The sequence below is a fragment of the Pelomonas dachongensis genome, assembly GCF_043555865.1.
Taxonomy (GTDB): domain Bacteria; phylum Pseudomonadota; class Gammaproteobacteria; order Burkholderiales; family Burkholderiaceae_C; genus Pelomonas; species Pelomonas dachongensis.
In genome coordinates, this window is record NZ_JBIGHY010000002.1 from 619,432 (window position 1) to 641,714 (window position 22,283).

At 70.0% G+C, this 22,283-nt stretch carries 22 protein-coding genes; 4 read left to right on the top strand and 18 right to left on the bottom strand.

Going from position 1 to position 22,283, the window contains the following annotated elements; all coding sequences use genetic code 11:
- Window positions 1-129 precede the first annotated feature (129 nt).
- From icd to hemN, 3 genes are read right to left on the bottom strand one after another with little or no spacing between them, the layout of a single operon-like run.
- Entirely contained in the window at window positions 130-1,392 is a 1,263-nt protein-coding gene (icd, locus tag ACG02S_RS07385; RefSeq protein WP_394469796.1) for an NADP-dependent isocitrate dehydrogenase, read from the bottom strand.
- Between the two features lie 54 nt (window positions 1,393-1,446).
- Window positions 1,447-2,073, bottom strand: coding sequence for an urease accessory protein UreH domain-containing protein (locus ACG02S_RS07390; protein WP_394469797.1), 627 nt, complete (start codon window positions 2,071-2,073; stop codon window positions 1,447-1,449).
- On the bottom strand, window positions 2,073-3,479 hold the full coding sequence (hemN, locus tag ACG02S_RS07395) for an oxygen-independent coproporphyrinogen III oxidase (RefSeq protein ID WP_394469798.1): 1,407 nt from the start codon (window positions 3,477-3,479) through the stop codon (window positions 2,073-2,075). Before hemN ends, ACG02S_RS07390 begins: the two co-directional genes overlap by 1 nt.
- 121 nt (window positions 3,480-3,600) lie before the next feature.
- Between hemN and fnr the strand changes: the two genes are divergently transcribed.
- Entirely contained in the window at window positions 3,601-4,347 is a 747-nt protein-coding gene (fnr, locus tag ACG02S_RS07400; RefSeq protein WP_394470151.1) for a fumarate/nitrate reduction transcriptional regulator Fnr, read from the top strand.
- 610 nt (window positions 4,348-4,957) lie between these two features.
- On the opposite strand, the gene ACG02S_RS07405 is transcribed toward fnr, so the two are convergent.
- The 4 genes from ACG02S_RS07405 to ACG02S_RS07420 form a co-directional block, all read right to left on the bottom strand.
- Window positions 4,958-5,293, bottom strand: coding sequence for a BON domain-containing protein (locus ACG02S_RS07405; RefSeq protein WP_394469799.1), 336 nt, complete (start codon window positions 5,291-5,293; stop codon window positions 4,958-4,960).
- A gap of 196 nt (window positions 5,294-5,489) precedes the next feature.
- On the bottom strand, window positions 5,490-6,902 hold the full coding sequence (locus ACG02S_RS07410) for a sigma 54-interacting transcriptional regulator (protein WP_394469800.1): 1,413 nt from the start codon (window positions 6,900-6,902) through the stop codon (window positions 5,490-5,492).
- On the bottom strand, window positions 6,899-7,366 hold the full coding sequence (locus tag ACG02S_RS07415) for a hypothetical protein (protein ID WP_394469801.1): 468 nt from the start codon (window positions 7,364-7,366) through the stop codon (window positions 6,899-6,901). The genes ACG02S_RS07410 and ACG02S_RS07415 overlap by 4 nt, the downstream gene beginning before the upstream one ends.
- Window positions 7,356-8,870 (bottom strand): sensor histidine kinase, encoded by a 1,515-nt coding sequence (locus ACG02S_RS07420; protein ID WP_394469802.1) that lies wholly within the window; start codon window positions 8,868-8,870, stop codon window positions 7,356-7,358. Before ACG02S_RS07420 ends, ACG02S_RS07415 begins: the two co-directional genes overlap by 11 nt.
- 133 nt (window positions 8,871-9,003) lie before the next feature.
- Here ACG02S_RS07420 and ACG02S_RS07425 point away from each other — a divergent pair, with 133 nt between their 5' ends.
- Complete coding sequence (locus ACG02S_RS07425) at window positions 9,004-10,290, top strand: NAD(P)/FAD-dependent oxidoreductase (RefSeq protein ID WP_394469803.1); 1,287 nt, start codon at window positions 9,004-9,006, stop codon at window positions 10,288-10,290.
- On the opposite strand, the gene ACG02S_RS07430 is transcribed toward ACG02S_RS07425, so the two are convergent.
- Together ACG02S_RS07430 and ACG02S_RS07435 are read right to left on the bottom strand one after the other, a co-directional pair.
- A complete protein-coding gene (locus ACG02S_RS07430; RefSeq protein ID WP_394469804.1) occupies window positions 10,274-12,004 on the bottom strand; it encodes a phosphoethanolamine transferase in 1,731 nt (576 codons plus the stop codon). The genes ACG02S_RS07425 and ACG02S_RS07430 overlap by 17 nt on opposite strands.
- A complete protein-coding gene (locus ACG02S_RS07435; RefSeq protein WP_394469805.1) occupies window positions 12,004-12,711 on the bottom strand; it encodes a phosphatase PAP2 family protein in 708 nt (235 codons plus the stop codon). Before ACG02S_RS07435 ends, ACG02S_RS07430 begins: the two co-directional genes overlap by 1 nt.
- A gap of 108 nt (window positions 12,712-12,819) precedes the next feature.
- On the opposite strand from ACG02S_RS07435, the gene ACG02S_RS07440 reads away from it, so the two are divergent.
- The gene (locus ACG02S_RS07440) at window positions 12,820-13,479 is read left to right on the top strand and encodes a response regulator transcription factor (protein WP_394469806.1); all 660 of its coding nucleotides are present in this window, start codon (window positions 12,820-12,822) and stop codon (window positions 13,477-13,479) included.
- Complete coding sequence (locus tag ACG02S_RS07445) at window positions 13,476-14,765, top strand: sensor histidine kinase (protein WP_394469807.1); 1,290 nt, start codon at window positions 13,476-13,478, stop codon at window positions 14,763-14,765. Before ACG02S_RS07440 ends, ACG02S_RS07445 begins: the two co-directional genes overlap by 4 nt.
- A 9-nt stretch (window positions 14,766-14,774) precedes the next feature.
- Here ACG02S_RS07445 and ACG02S_RS07450 read toward each other — a convergent pair whose 3' ends face one another.
- From ACG02S_RS07450 to ACG02S_RS07490, 9 genes are all read right to left on the bottom strand, one after another.
- Window positions 14,775-15,065 carry a hypothetical protein gene (locus ACG02S_RS07450; protein WP_394469808.1) on the bottom strand — a complete coding sequence of 97 codons (291 nt, stop codon included), beginning with the start codon at window positions 15,063-15,065 and terminating at the stop codon, window positions 14,775-14,777.
- Window positions 15,062-15,295, bottom strand: a complete 234-nt coding sequence (locus ACG02S_RS07455; protein WP_394469809.1) for a hypothetical protein — start codon at window positions 15,293-15,295, stop codon at window positions 15,062-15,064. The genes ACG02S_RS07450 and ACG02S_RS07455 overlap by 4 nt, the downstream gene beginning before the upstream one ends.
- 20 nt (window positions 15,296-15,315) lie before the next feature.
- Window positions 15,316-16,719 carry a cytochrome c oxidase accessory protein CcoG gene (gene ccoG / locus ACG02S_RS07460; RefSeq protein WP_394469810.1) on the bottom strand — a complete coding sequence of 468 codons (1,404 nt, stop codon included), beginning with the start codon at window positions 16,717-16,719 and terminating at the stop codon, window positions 15,316-15,318.
- A gap of 6 nt (window positions 16,720-16,725) precedes the next feature.
- Entirely contained in the window at window positions 16,726-17,619 is an 894-nt protein-coding gene (gene ccoP, locus ACG02S_RS07465; RefSeq protein WP_394469811.1) for a cytochrome-c oxidase, cbb3-type subunit III, read from the bottom strand.
- A complete protein-coding gene (locus ACG02S_RS07470) occupies window positions 17,616-17,747 on the bottom strand; it encodes a cbb3-type cytochrome oxidase subunit 3 (protein WP_394469812.1) in 132 nt (43 codons plus the stop codon). Before ACG02S_RS07470 ends, ccoP begins: the two co-directional genes overlap by 4 nt.
- Window positions 17,734-18,384: a cytochrome-c oxidase, cbb3-type subunit II gene (gene ccoO, locus ACG02S_RS07475; RefSeq protein ID WP_394469813.1), complete on the bottom strand. Its 651-nt coding sequence runs from the start codon at window positions 18,382-18,384 to the stop codon at window positions 17,734-17,736. The genes ACG02S_RS07470 and ccoO overlap by 14 nt, the downstream gene beginning before the upstream one ends.
- 10 nt (window positions 18,385-18,394) lie before the next feature.
- Window positions 18,395-19,816, bottom strand: coding sequence for a cytochrome-c oxidase, cbb3-type subunit I (gene ccoN, locus ACG02S_RS07480; RefSeq protein ID WP_394469814.1), 1,422 nt, complete (start codon window positions 19,814-19,816; stop codon window positions 18,395-18,397).
- Window positions 19,817-19,899: 83 nt separating this feature from the next.
- Entirely contained in the window at window positions 19,900-20,049 is a 150-nt protein-coding gene (ccoS, locus tag ACG02S_RS07485) for a cbb3-type cytochrome oxidase assembly protein CcoS (RefSeq protein WP_394469815.1), read from the bottom strand.
- On the bottom strand, window positions 20,049-22,259 hold the full coding sequence (locus tag ACG02S_RS07490; protein WP_394469816.1) for a heavy metal translocating P-type ATPase: 2,211 nt from the start codon (window positions 22,257-22,259) through the stop codon (window positions 20,049-20,051). The genes ccoS and ACG02S_RS07490 overlap by 1 nt, the downstream gene beginning before the upstream one ends.
- Between the last annotated feature and the right edge of the window lie 24 nt (window positions 22,260-22,283).

Here is a 22,283-nt window from a genome sequence, read left to right on the forward strand (position 1 = left end):
CACGTCGCGGCCGACGGGCTTACAGTTGCAAACAGGCGTTGGCTCCTGCAACGACGCCACCTACAGGCGCTGCGTGAAGCACCACGAGGTGCCTCCTGAACCCCGGCCTTTGCGCCGGGGTTTCTTTCTTTATCTGTCGGCCATCTGGTCGATCATGACCTGGCCGAAGCCGGAGCACGACACCTGCGTCGCACCGTCCATCAGGCGCGCAAAGTCGTAGGTCACCTTCTTGCTAAGGACCGCGCCCTTCATCGCGCTGATGATGAGATTGGCCGCCTCCGTCCAGCCCATGTGGCGCAGCATCATCTCGGCGGACAGGATGGACGAGCCGGGGTTGACGTAGTCCTTGCCTGCGTACTTGGGCGCCGTGCCGTGCGTGGCTTCGAACATCGCCACCGAGTCGCTCATGTTGGCACCCGGGGCGATGCCGATGCCGCCAACCTGCGCCGCCAGCGCGTCGGAGATGTAGTCGCCGTTCAGGTTCAGCGTCGCGATGACGCTGTACTCGGCGGGGCGCAGGATGATCTGTTGCAGGAAGGCGTCGGCGATGACGTCCTTGATCGTGATGAGCTTGCCCGTGCGCGGGTTCTTGAGGCGGCACCACGGGCCGCCGTCGATGGGCTCGGCGCCGAACTCCTGCTGCGCCAGCGCATAGCCCCAGTCACGGAAGGCACCTTCCGTGAACTTCATGATGTTGCCCTTGTGGACCAGCGTGACCGACGGCTTGTCGTGGTCGATCGCGTACTGGATGGCCTTGCGCACCAGCCGCTCGCTGCCCTCGCGGCTGACCGGCTTCACGCCCAGCGCCGAGGTGTCGGGAAAGCGCAGCTTCTTCGCACCCAATTCGTCACGCAGGAAGGCGATGAGCTTCCTGGCGTTGTCGCTGCCCGCCTCGTATTCGATGCCGGCGTAGATGTCCTCCGAGTTCTCGCGGAAGATGACCATGTTGACCTTGTGCGGCTCCTTCACGGGGCTGGGCACGCCGTCGAAGTACTGCACCGGGCGCAGGCAGACGTAGAGGTCGAGCGACTGGCGCATCGTCACGTTCAACGAGCGGATGCCGCCGCCGACCGGCGTCGTCAGCGGGCCCTTGATGGCGACGACGTGCTCCTTCACCGCCTGGATGGTCTCCTCGGGCAGCCACACGTCCGGGCCGTAGACGCGCGTGCTCTTCGCGCCGGCATAGATCTCCATCCAGTGGATCTTGCGGGTGCCGCCGTAGGCCTTGTCCACGGCCGCGTCCACCACCTTCAGCATCACCGGCGTGATGTCGGCACCCACGCCGTCGCCCTCGATGTACGGCACGATGGGATGGTGCGGCACGTTCAGCGAGAAGTCGGCGTTGAGCGTGATCTTCTGGCCGCCTTCCGGCACGTGGATGTGTTGGACCATGTCTTGGGGGCTCCGCTGCGGGACGAGAGGGAAACCCGCGGAGTTTAGAGTCGGTCAGCAGAGCAGCGCGATGCGCTCCCAGACGCCGTGCGCCAAGCCCCAGCCCGCCCCCACGGCCAGCGCCAGGCCCGCCAGGCGCAGCGCCGGCATCGCGCCGTCGTCACCGCGGCGCAGCAGCCGCGCCCGCCACAGCGGCGCGATGATCAGACCGGGCGTGCTGGCCAGCGCAAAGCCGGCCATTGCCGCCGCGCCGCTCAGCGGCGCAGCCGACAAGCCCGCCAGCAACAGCGCGGCGTGCAGCAAGCCGCAGGGCATCACCACCCAGGCCAGGCCGGTGCCGAATGCATGGCGCGGCTGCGGCCGCCAGCGGACGGCACCCAGCCACGCCGGCATGCGGCCGCGCACCAGCAGCGTCAGGCCCAGCAGCAACATGCCGGCCTGCAGCAGCGCCCAGGCCGGCTGAAGCAGTGTGGCCCCCGCCGAGGCCCGCGCGAGCAGCCCGGCAGACGCCGCCACCAGCGCTCCCGCAGTGGTGTAGCCCACCAGGCGGCCGGCCAGCAGACGCAGCGGCCGGCCGCCTGCCGCCAGCGCGCAGGGTGCGCTGCACATGGCTGCGCAGTGCGGTATGCCGGCCAGGCCCATCAGCGTGGCCGATGCGATCAGCGCGGCATCCAGCGCCATCAGATGATCTTGGAGAAGCGCTCGCGGCTCGCGTCGGCCTGCAGGTAGCGGTCGAACACCATGGCCACGGCACGCACGAAGTACCAGCCCAGCGGCGTCACCTGCAGCGCATCGGGCTCCAGTTCCACCAGCCCCTGCGCGGCCAGCGGCTCCAGGCGCTCGAACTCGGCCGCGAAATACCGGGGCACGTCGACGAGGTAGGACGCCGCGATGGACTCGAACTCCAGCCGGCCCTGGCACATCAACGCCATGATGACGGCACGGCGCAGCAGGTCGTCACGCGTCAGCGCCAGACCGCGTTGCACGGGCAGCTGGCGCTGGTTCAGCGCGTCCTCGTACTCGGCCAGCGTTTTGGCGTTCTGCGCATAGGTAGCACCCACACGGCTGATGGACGACACGCCCAGGCCGATGAGATCGCAGTCGGGCTGCGTGGAGTAGCCCTGGAAGTTGCGGTGCAGCAGTCCCTGCCGCTTGGCAATGGCCAGCGGGTCGTCGGGCAACGCGAAATGGTCCATGCCGATGTAGGCATAGCCCTCTCCCAGCAACGCGCTGATGGCGCCGGACAGCATGGCCAGCTTGTCACCTGCGGGCGGCAGCAGCTCGGCCACGATGCGGCGCTGCGGCTTGAAGCGCTGCGGCAGGTGGGCGTAGGCGTACATCGCGATGCGGTCGGGCCGCAGCTCGGCGACCTGCGCGATGGTCCGCGCGAAGCTGGCCGGCGTCTGCTGCGGCAGGCCGTAGATGAGGTCCACGCTGATGGACGCGAAGCCCAGTTCGCGCGCGTGCTGCATCAGCTGCGCGACCTGTTCATGCGGCTGCGAGCGGTGCACCGCCTTCTGCACGGAGGGGTCGAAATCCTGCACACCGAACGACAGGCGGTTGAAGCCCAGCCGCCGCAGGTGTGCCAGGCGTTGTCCGTCGACGGTGCGCGGGTCGACCTCGATGGACAGCTCCGCGCCGGTCAGCAGCTTGAAGCGTTGGCGCAGCGCGTCCATCAGCACCGTGAGCTCGGCGTCGCTCAGGAAGGTCGGCGAGCCGCCACCCAGGTGCAACTGCGACACCGGCGCCACACCGCCCGCACTGGCGCCCAGCGCCTGCGCCACCAAGTCCATTTCCACCGCCAGCGCTGCCAGGTAGGGCTGTGCGCGCTCGTGGTGCTTGGTGATGATCTTGTTGCAGGCGCAGTAGTAGCAGAGCTGCTCGCAGAACGGGATGTGCACGTAGACCGACAGCGGCTGCGCGGTGCCGCGCTGCGCCAGCGCCTGCAGGTGCTGGGCGCTCTGGTGCGCCTCGACGAAGCGGTCCGCCGTCGGGTAGGAGGTGTAGCGCGGCCCGGCCACGTCATGGCGCCGCATGTTGGCGTCGAGCAACTCGGCGGGTACGGGGCGATCAGTCACAGCAGCCATTGCGCCACTGTGCCGGCGGCGCCGGCCTGCGGCCTTGATCCACGTCAAGCGGTCCGCGGGTTAGTGCCACAAGAATGCCGCCATGTTGACCTTCCTGACCCGCAACGCGCACTTGCCCATAATGCCGGGCATGGCCACGCAAACTCCCCTCGCCGCCGTCGAACCCCTCAAGGTCGCCTGCGCCAGTTGCAACCTGCGCGAGCTGTGCCTGCCCGTCGGCCTGAACGCCGGTGAGCTGGACCAGCTCGACGGCCTGGTCGGCAAGCGTCGCCCGGTGCCGCGTGGCGAACACCTGTTTCGCAACGGCGAGCGTTTCGAGGCGCTGTACGCCGTGCGCACCGGCTTCTTCAAGACTTGCGTCGGCAGCGAGGACGGGCGCGACCAAGTTACCGGCTTTCAGATGGCCGGCGAACTGTTGGGGCTGGACGGCATCAGCAGCGACCACCACCACTGCGATGCCATCGCGCTCGAGGATTCGTCGGTCTGCGTGATCCCGTATGCGCAGCTGGAAGAACTGTCGCGCGATTTCACCGTGCTGCAGCACCAGTTCCACAAGATCATGAGCCGCGAGATCGTGCGCGACCATGGCGTCATGCTGCTGCTGGGCAACATGCGTGCGGACGAACGGCTGGCCGCCTTTCTGCTGAACCTGACGCAACGTCTGCAGGCACGCGGCTTCTCGCCGTCCAGCCTCGTGCTGCGCATGACGCGCGAGGAGATCGGCAGCTACCTGGGCCTGAAGCTCGAGACGGTCAGCCGCACCTTCTCCAAGTTCCAGGACGACGGGCTGATGGAGGTCAAGCAGCGGCAGCTGCGCATCCTCGACCAGGCCGGCCTGCAGGCCATCGTCAACAACTCGCGCTGCTGATTGGGAGTGGGGGGGAACCATTTCGGCTCCGCCCTTCCCACACCACCTGGCATGCGGGTCCGCACCAGGCGGTTCGAGAGCTTGAGGTCATGAGAGCCGGGGAAGGCCCAGTCGGTCAAAGTAGCTGATGGTCAGGCATGGCCTTTGACATCCCCATGTCCTCGCTCACTTGCTCTCGTTCGGTCCTTCGCCTCTCGCTGGTGGCCTCAGCGGCTCCGCTACCCGGCTACTACGACCTCTGCTGCCACCTCGCTGCGGCATGGCCGTCGCCCTTTCAGGCGTGAGGCGAGGCTTCCTCAGGTAAGACACGCACTCCTTCACTGCACAACCGCCGGATCTACACCGCTTCGCCTTGATCACGAGAGCTTCGCAGTTCGTTGCCCGCTCGCCCTGCTCGGCAGTGCCTTCTATCCGGTTCTTGTCCATCGGCTCGCAGCTTCGCTCCACGCTTCCTCCCCACACTCGCTCGCCCTCGTGCAGTTGCGCTTCGCTTCGTTCGCTGTGATCAACTTACGGCGGGACTTGCACCCGTGAGAGTGCGCTCATGCTGAGCGCACACGCAAAAAGGCCCCGCGGGGGCACACGGGGCCTGAGATCAGGAGCTGGCGCTTCAGCCGACCTTGATCTCGTTGCGCACTTCCTTCACGCCCGGCACGGCGGCCACGAGCTTGATGGCCTTCTGCGCCAGTTCGGCGCTGGGTGCGGCGCCCTTCACGACGATGACACCGGCTGCGGTGCTGCTGACCGTCAACGGCAGGGCCTGCAGATCCTTGTCCTGCTGCAGCATCGCGGCGGCCTGCGCGGCCACGGCCGGGTCCGCGGCTTCAGCCTGCGCGACCTGCTGCGCGGGCTGGGCCGGCGCCGGATCGGCGGCGAACGAGGCGGAAGCCGCGGTCGCCATCAGGGCGGCGGACAGCAGACGGGCGAAGGTGGTGGTTTGTTGCATGCAGATCTCCTGAGGATGCTGAATCAAAAGCGATGCCGGGTGGCACCACAACAGGCCTAGCGCAAGGGGTGTGCCAGTTTCGGATTCCTCAATCGAATCAACGACTTGGCACCGACTACTCAGGGCGCGACGCCAATTTCGGCGGTTCGGGGCGGTTTTTTGTCGCCAGACGGCGACATATTCCCGCCCTCACCCGCTAAGTGCTTGATTCGTCTGACGATGCGCTGTCGCCAGAATCCGACGCGCTCGCTAGGGGGCCCGTGTCCGTGCGGAACAACTGCGGATCCAGGCCGTGCTTCTGCATCAGCCGGTAGAACTCGGTGCGGTTGCGGTCGGCCAGCCGCGCGGCCTCGGCGACGTGGCCGGACGTGAGCTTCAGCAACTGGTTCAGGTAGTCGCGCTCGAAGCGCTGTTTGGCATGCTGATAGCTCAGCACCTCGGCCACCGGCATCTGCAGCGCGCGCTGCACCTGCGCCAGCGGCACCAGCGGGGCCGTGGCCAGCACGCAGACCTGCTCGACGACGTTGTAGAGCTGGCGGGCATTGCCCGGCCACGGGGCCGTCACCAGTGCATCCAGCGCATCCGGCGCAAAGCCCCGCACCGGCTTGCGGTGCCGCTCGGCCAGCACGGTGAGAAAGTGCTGTGCCAGCAGCGCGATGTCCTCACGTCGCTCGGACAGCGGCGGCAGCGTCAGCTTGACGACGTTGAGCCGGTAGAACAGGTCGGGCCGGAACTGCCCCTCGGCCATCGCCAGCTCCAGGTCGCGGTGCGTGGCGGACAGCACGCGCACGTCCACCGCCACCGCCTCGTTGCTGCCCACCGGCCGCACCATGCGCTCCTGCAGCACGCGCAGCAGCTTCACCTGCAGCGCCAGCGGCATGTCGCCGATCTCGTCCAGGAACACCGTGCCGCCATGCGCCGCCGGGATCAGGCCCTGGCGGTGCCCCTGCGCGCCGGTAAACGCGCCCTTCACGTGGCCGAACAGCTCGGACTCCAGCAGCGCCTCTGGGATAGCCGCGCAGTTCACCGCGACGAACGGCTTGGCCGCGCGCGGACTGGCCTTGTGGATGGCATTTGCGAGCAGCTCCTTGCCCGTGCCGCTGTCGCCGCTGATCAGCACGCTGGCGTCCGTCGCCGCCACCAGCCGCGCCTCGGACAGCACCTGCGCCATGCGCGGGCTGCGGCTGAGGATCTCGCTGCGCCACGCACCGTCGCCGTCGAACGGCGCCGGCCCCGGCGCATTTACGCGCAGCGCCTGCTGCACCTTGTCCAGCAACTCCTTGCCGTCGAACGGCTTGGTCAGGTAGGCGTGCGCGCCGCGCGTCGTGGCGTCCACCGCGTCCGGGATGCTGCCGTGCGCGGTCAGCAGGATGACGGGCAGCGACGGGTGATGAACTCGCACCTCGTCGAACAGCGCCAGGCCGTCCATGCCGGGCAGCCGCACGTCGGTGATCAGCAGCGCCGGCAGCTTCACCGACAGGTGCGCCAGCGCTGCCTCGGCGCTGGCGACGGCTTGCACCGCGTGGCCCGCCGCGGTCAGCCGCATGGTGAGGAGGCGCAGCAGGTCGGTGTCGTCGTCGACCAGCAGGATGTGGGCCTGGCCGCTCATGGCGCCCTCCCCGTCGTCGCCGGCTTGCCCGGCAGCGCCTGCTCGATGGCCTTCAGCGCCTCCAGCTTCTCGTTGAGCTGCTCGTTGCGGCGCTGGCTGTCGCGCAGTTGAGCTGTCAGCTTGTCGACGTTGTCCTGCAGCCGTCGCTGCTCGGCGAGTCGCGCATTCAACAGCTGGGCCAGCGGCCTCAGCGGCTCAGCCTGGGCGTTGGTGGCCAGCGCCAGTGCGTCCAGCTGGGCCGAGGCCTGCAGCTGCTCGGCAGGGCTGCGGCCCTGGGCCAGCACCAGCGTTTTGTGCAAGTCCTCCAGCTGGCCGAGCAGCGCGTTGAGCTGCTCGGCTTCGGGCGGCGCGGCCGGCTCGGGACACACCGGCGCGGGCAGCGGTGGCGGAGCCGCCGGCGGCGCCTGGCAGCCCGCCAGCCACAGCACGGCGCACAGCGCGATCAGTCGGGGTTCAAGTCGCATGGGGAATCTCGATCAGGAAATGGGCGCCGCGTTCGGCGGGCAGCAGGCGGCAGCTGCCGCCGTGCGCCTGCGCGATCTCGCGAACGATGGACAGGCCGATACCGCTGCCACGGCGCGCGCCGGGCGCCTGGATGCGGCCCTGGTAGAAGGGGTCGAAGATGTGCTCGACGTCTTCCGGCGCCACGCCGGGGCCTTCGTCGATGCAGGCGATACGCAGCCCCGCGTCGTCGGGCGTCAGCACCAGCCTCACGACACCGCCCGCTGGGCTGAAACGCACCGCATTGACGAGCAGGTTGGCCAGAACCACGCCCAGCTTGTCGCCGTCGACCAGCGCCGTGCACGGCGGCGCCTCCACACGCACCTGCAGCGCCTTGGCCTGCCACAGCAGCCGCTGCTCGTCCACGACGCGCACCAGCAGCGCCGCCACGTCCACCGGCACGCGGCGCAGCTGCTGCGAGTCGGACGCCAGCGACTGGTAGCTCAGCAGGTCTTCGATCTGCCGCTGCAGCGACGCGGTGTTGTCGCCCAGGATGCGCACGATCTCGGCCTGGTCGGCCGTCAGCGGGCCGGCCACACCGTCGCGCAGCAGCGCCGCGCCCTCACGGATGGACGCCATCGGCGTCTTCAGCTCATGCGAGATATGGCGGACGAACCGCGTCTTGTCCGACTCCAGCGCCGCCAGCCGCTGGCGCAGCCATTCCAGCTGCAGGCCCAGGCGGCGCAGGTCGGACGGGCCTCCCACGGCCACCGGCTGGTCGAAGCGGTTGTCGCCCAGCCGGCCGATGGCGTCCTCCAGCCGGCCCAGGGGCCGCAGCAGCCAGCGCCCGAAGCTGAGGCCCAGCAGCACCGCCACGGCGATGGCGCCCAGCACCAGCCCGCTGATGAGCCGGCGCTGCTGCTCCAGCTCGGCCAGCACGGCGTCGCCGCGGCGGTCCATGGCCTGCTGGGCCTGCGTGGTCAGCATCTCGTTCAACGCATGCAGCCGCGCGAACACCGGCGTCAGCCGGCGCAGCGCCGCAGCACGCGGGCGTGCCTGCAACGCCTCCCAGGCGGCATCGGCTTGACGGCCCCAGTCGTCGAACAGCTGCTGCGTGGCGGGCTCCGGCATCAGCAGCGCCAGCGCCGCCTGGGTGTCTCGCGCATCCTGCCAGGCGGCCTGGTATCGCTCGCGCAGGGAGGCGTCGTCCAGCACCAGGAACTGCCGCGCGCTGCGCTCCATCGCGACGGTGCGCTCGGCCAGCCGCTGCACCTGCGTGGTCACGTCGGCCGCCGCCTGCGACGCCTCGCGGCCTTGCAGCGCCACGTGCTCCAGCGCCAGCATGGCCTGCGCGGCAGCACCGCCCAGCGCAACGGCGATCAGCACGAAGGCCGCGATCAGGCACTGCCGGAACGACAGCCCGCGCAACCCGTCCGCGCGCACGCGCTGCCAGGCGGAGCCAACCTGCGGCGGCGCGGGATCGGTCCAGGAGGGGGATGGGTTGGAGGTGAGGTCGTGAGTGGGCATCGTGCGGCGGCGGCCACGGGCGTTGCCGCGCGAGCGCGCCGCATGCTAGGGGCGTGCCAAGCGCCACCTTGTAGGACCAGAGGCCATCACCCCCGCCACGATGCAACCAGGTGTTAGCCCCTAGGATGCCCCCATGCGTCCACAAGTGCTCATCATCGGCTGCGGTTTCGGCGGCCTGGAGGCGGCGCGCGCCCTGCGTGCCGCCGATGTCGACATCACCGTCATTGACCGGACCAACCATCACCTGTTCCAGCCGCTGCTGTACCAGGTCGCGACCGCCGGCCTGTCGGCGCCGTCCATCGCGGCGCCCACGCGCCACCTGTTCCGCGCGCAGCGCAACGTGACGACGCTGCTGGGCGAGGTCGTCGCGATCGACGCGCAGAGCAGGACCGTCACGCTGAAGGACGGCGCCCTGCTGCGCTGGGACCACCTCATCGTGGCCGCCGGCGCCACCCACAGCTACTTCGGCCGCGACGAGTGGGCGCCTCACGCGCCGGGGCTGAAGACGCTGGACGACGCGTTCGAGATCCGCCGCCGTGTGCTGATGGCCTTCGAGATGGCCGAGCGCGAGGACGACCCCGCCAGGCGCGCCGCGCTGCTGCAGTTCGTCGTCGTGGGCGGCGGGCCCACCGGCGTGGAGCTGGCCGGCACCTTCGCCGAGATCGCGCGGCACACGCTGCCGGGCGAGTTCCGCCGCATCGACCCGCGCCAGGCCCGCGTGCTGCTGGTGGAAGGCAATGCGCGCGTGCTGCAGGCCATGCCCGAGCGCTTGAGCGAACGTGCCCGCGAACAGCTGACGGCGCTGGGCGTCGAGGTGAAGCTGAATGCACGCGTGACGGGCATCGACGCCGAAGGGCTGGACCTCACGACCGCCGCCGGTCCCGAGCGCCTGCTCAGCCGCTGCATCGTGTGGGCGGCGGGCGTGGCCGCATCGCCGCTGGGACGCGCGCTGGCCGACGCCACCGGCTGCACGCTGGACCGCGCGGGCCGCGTGGTCGTCGAACCTGACCTGAGCCTGGCCGGCCATCCCAACATCCAGGTCATCGGCGACCTTGCCTCGGCGCAGAGCCACGCGCCTGGCAAGGAGCCGCGCCCGGTGCCCGGCGTGTCACCCGGCGCGAAGCAGATGGGCCGCTGCGCGGCGGCCAACATCCTGAAACGCCTTCGCGGCCAGCCGACCACGCCGTTCCGCTACAGCGACTACGGCAACCTCGCCACCATCGGCCGCCACAGCGCCGTGGTGGACCTCGGCACGCCGGCCGGCCCGCTGCGCTTCTCGGGCTACCTGGCCTGGTTGTTCTGGCTGTTCGCGCACGTGTACTTTCTGATCGGCTTCCGCAACCGCTTCGTCGTGCTGATGGACTGGGCCTGGGCCTACTGGACCCACGACCGCCACGCGCGCGTCATCGCACAGAAGTGAGCCGGCAGCCCGCCAGCAAGTCGCGGTCGGCGCGGTAGACATCGGCACGCGCGCCCACCCAGCCCATGACGGTGTGGAACAGGTAGTCGTGCGACACCGGCCGGTCGCGCAGGCCGGCCAGGCAGCCCGGCTTCAACGACTGCGCCAGCGCGCCGGCCGGCGGCGTCCACAGCACCAGCGGCACATGCGTCTGGTCGCGCGGGGCCATCGCGTAGGGCATGCCGTGCAGGTACAGGCCGCGCTCGCCGAGCGACTCGCCGTGGTCGGACACGTAGAGCATGCCGACGTCGTAGGCCTGCTGCGTCTTCAGCCACTCGATGGAGCGGGCCAGCAGCCGGTCGGTCGTGCGCAGCGTGTTGTCGTAGCCGTTGACGACCTGCTCGGGCGCGCACTGCTGCAGCGCATTGCTGCGGCACTCGGGCTGGAAGGCCTTCAGATCGGGCGGCGAGCGCTTGTAGTAGTCCGGGCCGTGGCTTCCCATCTGGTGCATGACCAGCACCAGCCCGCGCTGCAGCCGCAGCGGGTCCAGCGCGGCGATGCGCCGATCGACTTCGTGCAGCAGCGCTTCGTCGAAGCACTCGTCGCCGTCGCACAGCGACGCCGGCAGCGGCGCCGCGCCGGCGGGCAGCGCGGCCGTGAAGCTGTGCGGCACGCGGTCGCACAAGCCCTTGCAGCCGCTCTGGTTGTCTAGCCACAGCACGGCGAGCCCTGACCGGTGCAGCACGTCCAGCAGGTTCTCTTGCGCGCCCTTCAGGTCCAGGAAGTCGTCCCGCCCCAGCGGCGAGAACATGCATGGCAGCGACGCCGCCGTGGCAGTGCCGCAGGAAGTGACATCACGCAGGCTGACGAGCCCGGAGCCAGACAGCCGCGCCAGCTCGGGGTTGGTCTCGCGCGCATAGCCGTTGAGGCTGAAGTTGGCCGCGCGCGCCGTCTCGCCGACGACCAGCAACAGCAGCGGCGGCCGGGCGCCCGCGGCGCGCGGCAGCAAATGCGCGTCGGCACCGATGACCACCGGCGGGCCGCCGGGGGCCTGCCCGCTGCGCACCGCCGCGGCCGACAGTGAGTAGACGGCGTTCAGCGGCGTGATCATGTAGCGCAGGCTCTTGTGGTTGCGCATCGCGGACGACAGGTCCGCGAACACGGCCAGAGCCAGCAGCAGCGCCACGCCCATGCCGGCAGCAAATCCCAGCCCATTGCCCGCCAGCCGCCGGGCCGCCCGCTGCTGCGGCGCAGCGGGACGGCCCAGCAGCCACCAGGCGGGCAGCACGCCCAGCAGGCCGATGCTGGACAGCAGCGGCCAGCTCAGCAGGTCACGCGTCTCGCGCACGTCGGTCTGGGCCAGATTGGCCACCATGCCGGGGTCGAACACGATGCCGTAGCTGCCGATGAAGTGGGCCAGCGCTGAGGCCCACAGCAGCAGCGCAACCAGCACGACCTTCCCGAGCCGTGGCCAGGCCAGCAGGCTCAACAGCGCGCCCGTGGCCGCAATCACCAGGCCGACGAATGCCACGACGAACAGCGGACGCACATCGGCCATGCCGTGCAGCTGCCGCCACAGCGGCCAGTTGGCCAGCAGCCCCATCCACAGCGCGGCCAGCCAGGCCTGGGTCAGCGGGCGCGAGGTGTCCGGTTGCAGGCGCCGGAGCCAGCCCGACAACACGCTGCTACCAGGGCGACGCGAGGACAGCGGCGGGAACGCGGTGTTCGAAGACATCAGCGTGCCTTCAACAAGCTGGAGGTGGCGAACGCCACGGTCCAGCAGATCCAGGCGGTCCACAGCGTGTGGCTGGGGTAATGCGCGCCGCGGGCCAGCTGCCCCAGGCCGAACAACAAGCCGGCAGCCAGCACACCCAACAACCAGCGGCGTGCCGCAACCGGGTAGGCGCGCTTCAGCGCGAAGTAGCCGCCGATGAAGGCGAAAGCGGCGCTGGCATGCCCCGACGGAAAGCAATGCCCGCCACCGCCGTCCAGCACGCCCAGGCGCCAGTGCGACACGTACTGCGCCACCCCGCCGAACTCGGCCAGGTCCCACGGGCAGCTGGTCGGGCTGGCGCGCTTGAGCAGCGGCACGAGCACGACGCACGCGACCACCACGCCCAACCACCACACCCGCTCCCGCAAGGTCTGCCGGCGCAGCAACGGCCTGAACACGTTCATCAGCAGACACCCGGCCAGCGCCCACGACAGTGCCCGGCCGCCCTGGTGCATCACGCCCGACGCAAGCCAGTGGTCGCGCAGCGCGAACCCGCTCGCCGTGCCCCACAGGCGGGCCAGCTGCAGGTCCAGCGAGGTCGCGTCCCACAGCAGCAGCAGCGCGAGCGACAGCAAAGTGAAAGCCAGCTCGGTCTTCCAGGCGCGCCCGGTGGGCAGCACGCCGGCCGCCGCCGGCATGCTCGAAGGGGACAGGGAGAACATCGTCATCATGCGGGCATTGGGACGGGCCGACCTGAAGCCATGCTGAAGCGGGGCAGCAGGCGCCACGGATGCCGTGATAGCGTTCCGCGCCAAGGGGAAAACGCCGGGACGGACATGCGCCTGCTGCTGCTTGAAGATGACGACGTGCTCGGCGACGGGCTCAGTGATTTCCTACGCGCGGAAGGCCACCGAGTGGACTGGATGACTACGCTGGCCGCCGCGCGGCTGCTGGAGCGCGATCCGTTCGACGTTTTGCTGGTGGACTGGCAGCTGCCGGACGGTTCGGGCATCGAGTGGGTCCGGTCGATGCGCCGGCGCGGCATCGCGACGCCCGTCGTCGTGCTGACGGCGCGCGACCTGCTGAGCGACCGCATCGAGGGGCTGGACAGCGGCGCCGACGACTACCTCGTCAAGCCCTTCGAACCCGAGGAGCTGGTGGCGCGCCTGCGCGTCATCGCGCGCCGCCGCGCGGGTTCGGGCGGCTCCCTGCTGGCGCTGGGCGCCGTCGAGATCGACCTGTCGGCACGGCTGGCGATGCTCGCGGGCCAGCGCGTGGACCTGACGGCCCGCGAGTGGACGCTGCTGGAGGCGCTGTTGCAGCGCCGGGGCCGCATCGTGCCCAAGCGTGAACTCGAACAGATCGTGCTGGGCGGCGACGCGGAGATCGCCAGCAACGCGCTGGAGGTGCATGTGTCCAGCCTGCGGCGCAAGCTGGCTCGCGAGCTCATCGAGACACAGCGCGGGCTGGGCTACCGCATCGGGCCGGCCACATGAGCGCGGCGCTGGGGCGCGCCCTGCCCTCCATCCGTGGGCGCCTGTCCCGCTCGGTGCTGATGCTGGGCCTGATCTGGGCGCTGTCGGGCACCTGCATGGTCTGGTTCGCCGTGCGCGCCGAGGTGAACGAGCTGCTGGACGAGACCCTGCAGGACTCGGGCGACGTGCTGGCCGAAGTGCTGGAGATGGGCAGCTTCCCAGCCGGTACGCGGTCCCATGTGGTGGCGGCGACCGCATCGACCAGCCATTTCGCCTGGCAGCTGGTGGACGAGCAGGGCCGCCTCATCGCCCGCTCCTCGCTCGCCCCGGAGCAACCGTTTCACGCGCGCGCGCAGACCGGCATTGCGCCTGAGAAGGACGGCTGGCACAGCTTTGGTCGACCGCTCGGCAAGTCGGTGCTGTACGTGGCCCAGACTGCCGATGAACGCCGCGAGACCATGGCCGCCGTCGGCATCGCCAGCGCCGCGACCGCCCTGCTGGTGGGCCTCATCGGCCTGTGGGTGCTGCGCGGCCGGTTGCGCCGAGAGCTGCAGCCGCTGAACGATTTCTCGGACGCGCTGCGGCGCCACGACCCGCTGGCCCCCGATGCCGGGCTGCCCGCCGCGACGCGGGCCGAGATCGCACCGATGCACGACGCCATCGACGACCTCGGCCAGCGCCTGCGCCGCCGCGTGGCCAACGAGCGTGCCTTCACTGCGCATGCAGCGCACGCGCTGCGCACGCCGCTGGCCGGCATGGATGCCCAACTGGCGGTCGCGTTGCGCGAGGTTCCGGACGCACTGCGACCGCGGCTGTTGCGCGTGCGCCAGGCTGCCGGCAGGCTCAGCCGCGTCGTGACGGCGCTGCTGACTTTGTTCCGCAGCGGCGTGGACCTGAAGCTCACACCGGTGGACGTGGGAGCGCTGCTGGCGCGCCTGCCGCTGGAGGGGCTGGAGATCGACGCGAAGGCGACGGCCGCGCTGCACGCGGACGCCGACCTGCTGGCGGCGGCGCTGATCAATCTGGCGGACAACGCCCTGCGGCATGGCGCGCAGCACCTGTGCGTCACCACGCCGCGCCCGAACTGCGTGCAGCTGGTCGACGACGGGCGGGGAGCATCGCCCGAGCGCGTCGCCGAGCTGCAGCACGCCATCACCAGCGAGCAGTACGAGGGGCGCATGGGGCTCGGGCTGATGCTGGCAGACATCGTGGCTCGCGCGCACGGCGGCAGCGTGCGGCTGCTGGCGGTGCCGCAAGGATTCGGCGTGGAGCTGGATCTGGGCGGGCCGGCGGCCGCGGCACCTTGACCGCGCCGCCTACCGGGGCCAGCCCGGCGCGTGCCGTTGCGGGCGGCCTTCTTCCGGCAGCGTGACCAGCAGCAGCGCCAGGCTCGCGCCCAGCGCGATGACGCCCCAGAAGATCAGGAAGCTGACCGTGTAGACCGCCTGCGCGGACAACTCCACCGGCGCGCCGCCCCACCAGCGCAGGTCGCGCGGGTCCACGACGGCGAACACCAGCGCCTCCAGCACGCCGGCCGCCAGGAAGGAGGCCCAGGCCACGGCCATCGAAAAGCGCCGCACACGCGAGGGCCCGGGCTCGCCGGTCACCTCGTCGCTCCCGGCGCGCCGGTGGCGGCGTGGTTGCGGCCCTGCATGGCCGGCAGCGCCTGCTCGGCCGGCGCACCGGCCTCGGGCAGCGTGGACAGCGGCGGATCGGGGAAGCGCATCGCCAGCACCACGGTGGCGATGCCCATCACGATGGACGCCACGGGCGCCGCGACGATCATCCACACCATGGGCTCGCGCCACGGAGAAGTCTTGGTTGCTTGGGGGCTCATCACGATGCTCCTGGTGCAGCTCAGCGCGGCACGACGAAGGTGGATTTCTCGACGACGGCGGTGCCGGTGTCGTTGCTGACGCGCCAGTGCACCGGCTGTGCGCCCGGCTTGAGCTGCTGGGCCGACTCGGGCGGCAGGCGCAGCGCCACCGTCACCCAGCGGGCCTCGGTCGGGCCCAGCGTCACATCGGTCTCGCGGCTGAGCCGCAGGCCCGGCAGGCCGTCGACGGCCAGCCGCAGCTGCTGCGGGCGCTCCGTCGCGTTCATCAGCTGCAGGCGGTAAACGTTCTCGATCCAGCCGTCCTCCACCTGGCGGGCGAGCGTGGCGCGATCGCGCACGACGTCGACGCGGAAGGCATGGCGGTTCAGCAGGCTGTAAAGCAGCCCGGTGCACAGCACCAGCAGCAGCGCACCGTAGACCAGCACGCGCGGCCGCAGCAGGCGGCGCCAGCGCGCGGCGCGGTCGAGCTGCTGGCTCATGCCGTTCTCTGTGTCGTAGCGGATCAGGCCGCGCGGCGTGCCCATCTTGTCCATGACGCCGTCGCAGACGTCAATGCAGGCGGCGCAGCTGATGCACTCGTACTGCAGGCCGTCACGGATGTCGATGCCGGTGGGGCAGACCTGCACGCACAGGCCGCAGTCGATGCAGTCGCCCACGGCGGCGCTGCGCTCGCCGCCCTTCTTTCGCAGCGCGTTGTGGCCGCGCGGCTCTCCGCGCACGGGGTCGTAGCCCACGATCAGCGTGTCGCGGTCGAACATCGCGCTCTGGAAGCGCGCGTAGGGGCACATGTACTTGCAGACTTGCTCGCGCATGTAGCCCGCGTTGCCCCAGGTGGCGAAGCCATAGAACAACAGCCAGAAGGTCTGCCACGGCCCCAGGCTGAAGGCCAGCACCTGGCCGGCCAGCGCGTGGATGGGCGTGAAGTAGCCGACGAAGGTGAAGCCGGTCCACAGCGCGATGGCGATCCACGCCAGCTGCTTGCCGCCTCGCCGCCAAAGCTTGTTCCAGTTCCAGGCCGACTTTTCCAGCCGCAGCCGCGCGTTGCGGTCGCCCTCGAACCAGCGCTCCACCGCCATGAAGATCTCGGTGTAGACAGTCTGCGGGCAGGCATAGCCGCACCACACCCGCCCGGCCACGGCGGTGAACAGGAACAGCGCGTACGCCGACACCATCAGCAGCGCCGTCAGGTAGACGAAGTCCTGCGGGTACAGCACCAGGCCGAACACGTAGAAGCGACGCGCCTCCAGGTCGAACAGCATGGCCGGCCGATCACCCCAGCTCAGCCACGGCAGGCCGTAGAAGACCGCCTGGGTCAGCGCGACCAGCGCCCAGCGCCAGCGCGCGTAGAGGCCGTCCACCGAACGCGGGTGGATCTTGTCTTCCGACTTGTAGAGCCGGATGACGGTCTGCGCTTCTTCAGCCATTCAAGCTCACTTAGACAGGCCCCAGACGTAGGCGGCCAGCACGCGGATCTGCTCCGGCGTCAGGCGGCTGGCGTGAGCCGGCATCTGGTTGTGCTTGCCATTGGTGACCATCGCGACGATAGCGTCCTCGCCCCAGCCGTGCAGCCACACCTTGTCGCTGAGGTTGGGCGCGCCCAACGCCTGGTTGCCCTTGCCACCCATGCCGTGGCAGGCCGCGCAGGCAGTGAACTTCGGCTTGCCCAGCTGCGCGAACAGCGGGTTGTGCGGGCTGCCAGACAGCGACAGCACGTAGTGCGCAAGATGCCGCACGTCGTCGCTGCTGCCCACTGCCGCGGCCATCGGCGGCATGTTGCCTTCGCGGCCCTGGGTGATGGTCTGGGTGATGGTCTCGATGCTGCCACCCCACAGCCAGTCGCCGTCGGTCAGGTTGGGGAAGCCCTTGCTGCCCTTGGCGTCGGCGCCGTGACAGGTCGCGCAGTTGTTGGAGAACAGCCGCTCACCGATGGCATGGGCCTTGGGGTCCTTGGCCAGTTGCTCCGGCGCCATGCCCGTGAAGGCGGCGTACACCGGCGCCATCTGCGAGCGCGCCTGGGCCTGGTCGGCCGCATGCTCGCCCAGGCTGGTCCAGCCCAGCTTGCCGGCCATGCTGCCCAGGCCCGGGTACAGCGCCAGGTAGACGCCCGAGAACACCACCGTCAGCACGAACAGCCCCATCCACCACAGCGGCAGCGGGTTGTTCAGCTCGCGCAGGTCCTCGTCCCAGACGTGGCCCGTGGTGTTGTCGGCCGCGGAAGGCTGGCGGCGGCTGGCGACGAGGAGCAGCACGATGCAGGCCAGCAGGCCCAGCACGGTGGCCGCCGCGACGAAGAGGGACCAGCCGTCGTGGATGAAATCACTCATTGATCATCTCCCAGCAGCGGCAGCTCGGCCGCAGCGTCGAAGCGGCCACGCCAGGCCCACACGACGATGCCGATGAAGACGGCCAGCGACACCAAGGTCACAGCCACGCGCAGTTCATTGATTCCCACGGGGGGCCTCCTGGTTCTTTGAAGCCGTGCCCAGCACCTGCAGATAGGCGATCAGCGCCTCCAGCTCGGTCTTCCCGGCGGCGGCCTGCGCCGCCTCGTTGATCTCGGCGTCGGTGTACGGCGCGCCGAGCGTGCGCAATGCGCTCATCTTCGCGGGCAGGGCAGCCGCATCCACCGGCGTCCGCTCCAGCCAGGGATAGGCCGGCATGTTGGACTCCGGCACCAGATCGCGCGGGTTGATCAGGTGGATGCGGTGCCAGTCGTCGCTGTACTTGCCGCCCACGCGGTGCAGGTCGGGCCCGGTGCGCTTGCTGCCCCACTGGAACGGGCGGTCGTAGACGAACTCGCCCGCCTTGGAGTACTCGCCGTAGCGCAGCGTCTCGGCCAGCAGCGGGCGGATCATCTGCGAGTGGCAGTTGTAGCAGCCCTCTCGCACGTAGATGTCGCGACCCGCGACCTGCAGCGCCGTATACGGCTTGAGGCCGGGCGCGGCCTGCGTGGTCGAGCGCTGGAAGAACAGCGGCACGATCTCGACGAAGCCGCCGACGAAGACGGTGGCCAGCACCAGCACGATCATCAGCAGGTTGCTGGTCTCGATGCGCTGGTGGCCGGTGACTTTCTCGGTGTTGTTGCTCATGTCGAGCTCCTTACGCATGGGCGACGACTTGCGGGATGCGCACGCGTTCCGGCTTGCCGATTTGCATGGTCTTGTAGACGTTCCAGACCATCACCAGCATGCCGCCCAGGTAGAGCAGGCCGCCCGCGAGGCGTATCACGTAGAACGGCCAAGTCGCCTTGACGCTCTCGACGAAGGTGTAGACCAGCGTGCCGTCGGGGTTGACCGCGCGCCACATCAGACCCTGCATGACGCCGGCGATCCACATCGCGGCGATGTAGAGCACGATGCCCAGCGTCGCGATCCAGAAGTGCAGCTCAATGGCGCTCTTGGAGTACATCTGCGTGCGACCGAACATGCGCGGGATCAGGTGGTACAGCGAGCCCATCGAAATGAGGCCCACCCATCCCAAGGCGCCGGCGTGCACGTGGCCCACGGTCCAGTCGGTGTAGTGCGACAGCGCGTTGACCGTCTTGATCGACATCAGCGGCCCCTCGAAGGTGGCCATGCCGTAGAACGACAGCGCGACGATGAGGAACTTCAGGATCGGGTCGTCGCGCAGCTTGTGCCAGGCGCCTGACAACGTCATGATGCCGTTGATCATGCCGCCCCAGCTCGGCGCCAGCAGCACCAGGCTGAACACCATGCCCACGCTCTGCGCCCAGTCCGGCAGCGCCGTGTAGTGCAGGTGGTGCGGGCCCGCCCACATGTAGGTGAAGATCAGCGCCCAGAAGTGGACGATGGACAGCCGGTAGCTGTAGACCGGTCGCTCGGCCTGCTTGGGAATGTAGTAATACATCATCCCGAGGAAGCCGGCCGTCAGGAAGAAGCCCACGGCGTTATGGCCGTACCACCACTGCACCATCGCGTCCTGCACGCCCGCATAGGCGGAATAACTCTTCCAGAAGCTGACCGGCAGCACCGCGGCGTTGACGATGTGCAGCAGGGCCACGGCCAGGATGAAGCCGCCGAAGAACCAGTTGGCCACGTAGATGTGGCGGATCTTGCGGATGCCCACGGTGCCGAAGAACACGATGGCGTAGGCGACCCAGGCGACGGTAATCAGCAGCGCGATGGGCCACTCCAGCTCCGCGTACTCCTTGCCGCGCGTGAAGCCCATGGGCAGCGTGATGGCAGCACCAACGATGACCGCCTGCCAGGCCCAGAAGTGGAACCATGCCAGCTTGGGCGCGAACAGCCGCGTCTGGCCGGTGCGCTGTACGACGTGGTAGCTCGTCGCCATCAGCGTGCAGCCGCCAAACGCAAAGATGACCGCGTTGGTGTGCAGCGGACGCAGGCGGCCATAGCTGAGCCATGAGATGCCAAAGTTCAGTTCCGGCCAGGCCAGCTGCGCGGCGATGAACACGCCGACCGCCATGCCAACCACCCCCCAAAGCACGGCGGCCAGCGCGAACGCCCGCACCGGCCCGTCCTCGTATGTCGTCCCGGGCATGCTGTTTGATGCAGCCGGGACCTTGTCGTTCGCCATCAGCGACTCCTTCAGTCTGATGGCAACGATTCTTCTCGGGCAGGCCGTCAGCCGCCTTGATCCTCGTCAAGCAGGATGCGTTCAGCCTCGTTCTCGAAGCCGTCAAGCTGCCCGTCGTTCACGGCCCAGCCGAACACAGCCACGATGATCAGCACCAGCACGACCGAGAACGGGATGAGCAGGTAGAGGATGTCCATCAGCGGTTGAGCCTCTGCGCGTTGAGCACCACAAACAGTGAACTCGCCGCCATGCCGATGCCGGCCGCCAGCGGCGGCAGCCAGCCGGTCAGCGCCAGCGGCACGCAGGCCAGGTTGTAGACCGCGGCCCAGGCCAGGTTCTGGCGCAGCACGCGCCGCGTGCGCAGGGCCAGTGCCAGCGCCTGCGGGATGGCCATCAGCCGCTCCGACACCAGCAGCGCATCCGCCGCGCCGCGCGCCAGCATCGCCCCCTGCCCCATCGCGATGCGCACGTCCGCCGCAGCCAGCACGGGCGCATCGTTGATGCCGTCGCCCACCATCAGCACACGCTCGCCGGCGGCCTGCCACTCGCGCATGGCAGCCAGCTTGGACGCGGGTGTCGCGGCGGCCTGCCAGTGCACGATGCCCAGCGTCGCGGCCATGCACGCCACCGCGTCGGGCTGGTCGCCGGACAGCAGCTTCACGCGAACGCCGCGCGCGCGCAGCGCCGCGACCGCTTCAGCCGCGTCGGTGCGCGGCGATTCAGCGAGGTCCAGCCACAGCACGACGCCGTCATGGCCCTCGCACCCGAACGCCAGCCGCGCCGCCGTGTCGGGCCGTTCGCTGACCCAGCCGGGTGCGCCGAGCCGCCACAGCCGGCCGCTCGCGTCTCGCGCCTCGACCCCGCGGCCCGGCAGCTCGCGCACGTCGGCCCAACTGCCGGCAGCCCGACCGTCCGCCAGCGCCCGCGCATGCGGGTGGCGCGACAACGCGGCCAGGCTGCGCGCCACGTCCAGCAGCGCATCGGCATCGGCGCCACGCGACCAGTGCTGGCGCAAGTGCAGCCGGTCGTCGCTGAGCGTTCCAGTCTTGTCGAATACGACGGTGTCCACGGCGCACAACCGCTCCAGCGCGGACAGGTCGGTCAGCAGCAAACCGCGGCGGGCGAGCGTGCCGCTGGCGGTCAGCCACGCGGCTGGTGCGGCAAGCGTCAGCGCGCAGGGGCAGGTCACGATCAGCACGGCCACCGCGACCGCCAGCGCCCGCGACGGCTCCACCCACCACCAGGCCACGCCGGCGCCCAGCGCCAGCAACAGAACGACCGCCGTGAACCCGGCGGCGACATGCTCCAGCACTCCCGGCAACAGCGGCCGCTGGCTCTGCGCCTGCTGCATCAGCCGCACGATGCCCTGCGCCGTCGTGTCCGCACCCACGCGCTGCACCGCGACGACCAGCGGACCGTCCAGGTTGATGCTGCCCGCCACAACGGCGTCGCCCACCGCCTTGGCTACCGGCGCGGACTCGCCTGTCAGCAGCGCCTCATTGGCCCAGCCCTGGCCTTGCAGCACCTTGCCGTCCGCGGCGAAGGCCTCGCCGGCCACGACGCGGATGCGCTCACCCACGCGCAGCGTCTCGGGCGCGACGCGCTCGCTGCTGCCGTCGTCACGCAACCGCTCGGCGGTGGCCGGCAGCGCGCCGGCCACCGCCTCCAGCGCGTCGGCAGCACGGTGGCGGGCGCCCAGCTCGAACCAGCGTGCCAGCAGCAGCAGCGCGACAAACATGGTCAGCGAATCGAAATAGACCTCCTGGCCCAGCAGCCCGCCCGGGTTGAACAGCGCGCTGGTGCCGGCAATGAAGGTGACCGCGATGCCCAGCGCCACCGGCACGTCCATGCCGAGCCGGCGCGCGCGCAGCTGGCGCCAGGCACCGCCGAAGAATGGCCCGGCGGCGAACGCCATGACCGGCAGCGTCAGCACCCAGCTGGCCCAGCGCAGCAGGCGGTCCAGGTCGGGCGTCAGCTCGCCGGGGCCGGCCACGTAGGCGGGGGTGGCCATCATCATGACCTGCATCATCAGGAACGCCGCGACGAACAGCCGCCACAGCGCCTGGCGCCGCTCCTGCCTGCGCAGCGCGCGCGCAGGCGCCGCGACATCGGGCGTGGCGCCATAGCCCGCCACGTGCAGCGCCGCCAGCACATCGCCCAGGGCGGCCTGGGCGGGGTGCCAGCGCAGCGCCAGCCGCGCCGCCGCCGGGTTGACGCTGGCGGCCTGCACGCCGGGCAGCTTCAGCAACGCCGTCTCGATCAGCCCCGCGCAGGCGCCGCAGTGCATGCCCGACACCTGAAATTGCGACAGCGCTGCCCCGCCCGGGCCGTCGGGCCAGGTCGTGAAGGGGGCGAGAAGGCGGGCATCGGCCTCAGCCGCGTGCAGGCCAGGGGGTGGAGCGCTCACGCCGATAATCTAGGCCGTACCACC